This window comes from Candidatus Methanoperedens nitratireducens (assembly GCF_900196725.1).
In the GTDB taxonomy this organism is placed as follows: domain Archaea; phylum Halobacteriota; class Methanosarcinia; order Methanosarcinales; family Methanoperedenaceae; genus Methanoperedens; species Methanoperedens nitroreducens_A.
Map to the genome: position 1 here is coordinate 1 of NZ_FZMP01000148.1, position 4,129 is coordinate 4,129.

At 36.8% G+C, this 4,129-nt stretch carries 5 protein-coding genes; 3 read left to right on the plus strand and 2 right to left on the minus strand.

Features of this window, described 5'->3' with window-relative positions:
* Nucleotides 1-195 precede the first annotated feature (195 nt).
* The gene (locus MNV_RS10145) at nt 196-1,455 is read left to right on the plus strand and encodes a hypothetical protein (protein ID WP_096205744.1); all 1,260 of its coding nucleotides are present in this window, start codon (nt 196-198) and stop codon (nt 1,453-1,455) included.
* Here the strand turns inward: MNV_RS10145 and MNV_RS10150 are convergent.
* Entirely contained in the window at nt 1,444-1,827 is a 384-nt protein-coding gene (locus MNV_RS10150) for a hypothetical protein (RefSeq protein ID WP_096205746.1), read from the minus strand. The two genes, MNV_RS10145 and MNV_RS10150, sit on opposite strands and share 12 nt — an antisense overlap.
* A 156-nt stretch (nt 1,828-1,983) precedes the next feature.
* On the opposite strand from MNV_RS10150, the gene MNV_RS10155 reads away from it, so the two are divergent.
* Entirely contained in the window at nt 1,984-2,208 is a 225-nt protein-coding gene (locus MNV_RS10155; protein ID WP_096205748.1) for a YwbE family protein, read from the plus strand.
* A gap of 54 nt (nt 2,209-2,262) precedes the next feature.
* Complete coding sequence (locus tag MNV_RS10160; protein ID WP_179293923.1) at nt 2,263-2,838, plus strand: nitroreductase family protein; 576 nt, start codon at nt 2,263-2,265, stop codon at nt 2,836-2,838.
* 8 nt (nt 2,839-2,846) lie between these two features.
* Here the strand turns inward: MNV_RS10160 and MNV_RS10165 are convergent, their stop codons facing one another.
* Nucleotides 2,847-4,028: an RNA-guided endonuclease InsQ/TnpB family protein gene (locus MNV_RS10165; RefSeq protein WP_096205752.1), complete on the minus strand. Its 1,182-nt coding sequence runs from the start codon at nt 4,026-4,028 to the stop codon at nt 2,847-2,849.
* Between the last annotated feature and the right edge of the window lie 101 nt (nt 4,029-4,129).

Below are 4,129 nucleotides of genomic sequence, written 5' to 3' on the forward strand. Positions count from 1 at the left end.
AAAATTCCTATTTGAGGTTGTTCTGCTGTCTTGTTTGACAATGTCTCCCGACATGCTTTATAAACCTGAGTAGCTACGTTTTTCTTTAAAAGTTCGAATAAAGAGGGATTGTAGAGTCCTGAAATTATTTTCTTATTTTGTAGAGAAAAAGCGATGCAATTTTATATTAAACAGTAATTACATAAATGCTATTCAATGACTGATCCAGAAAAAACCCAATCCATAATACAGACTTATAAGAATGATCCTGAAAGCGTATACAACACATGGTTCATCAATAATGAAGCAAGGCTAAAAGCCTTTGGAGCAATACGAAGAGGAGTTGAACAGGTCATAAAGGATATTAAAGAAGATGTTTTCCCTAACGATTTTAAGGGTTCCTCCCTTGAAGTAGTCCTGAATGCCATTACGGAACAAAAACAAGTTTTTGAAGGAGCTGCACACCCATTCTACTGGAAACCAAAACTCAGGATCCCTGATATTTATGAAAACGATGCAAATAAAATCCTTTTTGGCCAATTCCTGGAATCATGCCTTAAAACAAAAGAAGAACAGATCATTAAAGAGATAATTAAATTATCCCATCAAAATATTAAGGGGTTAGGCCCTTCAGCAGCAAACATCCTGTATTTTATCCATCCAACAATTATTCCGCCGTTTAACACAGCCATAGTGAAGGGATTTAATATATTATTTAAAGACCAGAAAAAACTGGGTTCCTGGTATGGTTATTTGGAAATGAGGGACACGATCCTGCAAGTAAATGATCAGTTTAAGAATTTATTATCTAAGGATTTGGGAGCAATCACAGGATTGCTTTTTGAAATCGGTATGGAAAGAATTGTTGTGGATGATAATTTTCAGATTGTAAATGAAGACGGAAAGAAGAGAGAAAGACTAATCCAGAAAAGACATCAAGATGTACAGATTGAGGTAGAAGAAGAGCATACACATACAAACATCCAATATTTATTGATGAAGATCGGGAAATCCCTTGGCTATGATGTTGTGGTAGCCTCTAATGATAGGGCGAAATCATATAACAATGAAAGCTTTTCATTTATTTCTTTACCTGAACTCCCAGAACTAAAAGTCGGAAACGAAGTAAAGAAAACTATAGCTCTGATCGATGTGATCTGGTTTGAAAAAGGAACAACTAAATTTGTGAGCGCCTACGAAGTAGAGAAAAGCACATCGATATATTCTGGCATCCTGCGACTTACCGATTTAGCGCTCACACTTTCTAAATCTGAAAAAGTATCGCTCTATCTTGTTGCACCTGATCAAAGAGAAAAGGAAATAATCGCCCAGTTGAAAAGACCTGCTCTCATGACGCAGAACGGTATTAAAATAGCATATATTTTATTTTCCGAACTCTGCGCGCATTGTGATTCTATCTGCAAACTCGGTGAGGATCATACCATCATGGATAAGGTCGCAAAATCATTGAAATGAAATCTGCTTGTTGATGGGCTCCATCTGTTCACAATGACTCTCGCCGATTGTGCTGGTATTTCCCACAGCAACTTTCTCATTTCCCATCCGGGCTAACGCGACAGCGGCTCCGAACACCATAATTGCCGCCAGGATTCCAGTGATCAATACAATATTCCTGTTCATATTTCTCATCCTCTTGTAAAATATGATATTGCTAAAACTACTATAACCATCAATACAATGTGCAGCAACATATCTTTTTGTGCCGCCGCCGCAGCATCCTGCGCTGTTTTTTTGTTCTTTTTCAGCAGGATTTTTTACAGTGCCTGTTTGTTCTTGTTTTGTATCTTTATCCGTTTCATTCGGTTTACTTGATCTGCAGCAGTCCATTTTTTTTCTCTCCTTTATGAATATTTATATTAATCTGATATATACAGTCTTTATTAAAGGTCATTTTGCTTTAAATTTGAAAGATTTTACGATGGATTTGTTTATATTTTTAGGCATCAAAGTATATCTTCATATAACTCAATTTCAAATCATATTATGAATGAAGGTAATAATAGAGTAAATATTAAAGTCGGATTAAATGTCGGGGTAGTTTTAAAGCATGACCAAAGGAGTGGAAAAATAACCCGGGGCATTGTTAAGAGAATTTTGACTAATTCTTCCCACCACCCGCATGGAATAAAGGTTGAACTGGAAAATGGGCAGGTTGGAAGAGTGAAGGAAATTCATTTCGGGAAAACAATTCGAAATTCAAGAAATTGAGATTTGAGAAAACTATAACTAAAATCAAGCCTATTTGAATATGGGTGAGTTATTTTGAAAGATATAATTGAAATAATTAAAACAAGACGATGTGTACGTGAATATAATGAAGATGTTGTATCAGATGAGGATGTACAATTCCTGATTGAATGCGCAAGATATGCTCCAACAGGCTTTAATATGCAGCCATGGAGCTTTTTAGTGATTAGAAACAAAGACCTGTTACATAAGTTATCTGAAAGCGGTAAGAAGTCAATGATTCCGATTCTTGAACCAATGAAAAACAGTTCCAGGAAAGCTTCTGATTTTCTTGTTTTCCTCAAAACAAAGGGAACAAACATGCTCTATGGTGCTCCTGTGCTTGTTATAATACTGGGAAATAAAAACTCGCCCACAGTTGATTTCGATTGTGCGATGGCAGCTCAGAACATGATGCTGGCTGCTCATTCAAAAGGTATCGGAAGTTGCTGGATTGGAGGTTTACTTCCGGCTTTCATGGATGAAAAATTATTAAAAGAACTTGGCGCACCTGATGGCTATAAAGCAGTTGCTCCATTGATATTCGGATACCCCGGTGGTAGAACCGAAATGCCTGAGAAAAATGAGCCGGGTGTGAAATGGTTAAGGTAGCTTGTGAACTACCACCCTACAAGTAGGATGGCTTCCTGTTTCATTATGTCTCCCTTGAGACCACTCTTACAGGCTTCAATTCCCGTAGTTCCTACGGTACATCTATCCAATACTACATTTGCCGCATTCGTATCCCTATTTTCAACATTTCCACATTGATTGCATCGGAATACTCTATCCCTCAATGTTAATTTCTGTTTGTTTCCACAAACATGACAGGTCTGGGATGTTCCTGCGGCAATACAAAGCTTAACCTGCTTTCCAGCTTCTTCCGCTTTGAAAGCTGTTAAACTCTGTAACTGATACCATCCTGCATCCATGATGGATTTAGCAAGATGATGATTCTTAATCATATTTTGTATCTGCAAATCCTCAAATGCAATCAGGTCAAAACGATTGACCAGGATTCGTGCAGTCTTATGAGCAAAATCCTTTCTTTGATTTCTTATTTTCTGGTGAACCTTAGCAACAACGGATCTCTGGTCTTTCCGATTATTTGAACGGAGCTTTTTTTTTGATAGTCGTCTCTGTTCCTTTGCAAGTTTGTTTTCTGATTTCCTGAAAAACTTTGGCGGTTTGACCATTTCACCGTTATTCAATGCAAGCAAATCGGTCAGACCAACATCAATACCAATCATGGTTTCAATGTGTTTCTGGATAGGTTTTTCAATTTCACATGAAAAGGAAACATACCATTGATCAACATCTCTCTTGATCGTACATGTCTTGATTTTGCCTTCAATTTCACGATGCAATATGATTTTCAAACTACCTATTTTCGAGAGGTTGAGTTTTCCATCTTCGATTGAAATTGAAAACCCCGATTGGGGATATGTGAAGGAATCATATCTATTTCGCCCTTTGAGCCGAGGATACCCGAATCCATTGAAGAAATTCTCCATGCTTCTTTGAACCCTTTTTATCACATCTTGAAGTACCTGAGAATATACATCTTTCTGAAATGATGTTTTTGTAGCTGTCAATTCTCTTTTTTGTTCGTAATAGTTAATCCATTCCGGTTTTCCCCAGGGGAATACATCGAATTGCTTTTTCAATCTGTTAAGCTCATATTGTCGTTTTCGTTCTGCAAGAGAATCATTGTAAAGATGTCTGCATGTGGAAAGTGTCCTATTCAGTATTACTTCTTGCTTTTTAGTAGGATATATTCTGAATTTGAATGATTTTCTCATGCTATCTTAACAATCTATATATGGTTGTGATACTATACATTCGTTATGCCTATCCCTTAAAATGCTATCTTAACAATACTTTTTTCGGGATAGGTATTACA

What these genes read in the sequence shown, in the direction of transcription:
- MNV_RS10145 (WP_096205744.1), top strand. Translation starts at nt 196, where the DNA reads ATGACTGATCCAGAAAAAACCCAATCCATAATACAGACTTATAAGAAT.
- MNV_RS10150 (WP_096205746.1), bottom strand. Translation starts at nt 1,827, where the DNA reads ATGGACTGCTGCAGATCAAGTAAACCGAATGAAACGGATAAAGATACA.
- MNV_RS10155 (WP_096205748.1), top strand. Translation starts at nt 1,984, where the DNA reads ATGAATGAAGGTAATAATAGAGTAAATATTAAAGTCGGATTAAATGTC.
- MNV_RS10165 (WP_096205752.1), bottom strand. Translation starts at nt 4,028, where the DNA reads ATGAGAAAATCATTCAAATTCAGAATATATCCTACTAAAAAGCAAGAA.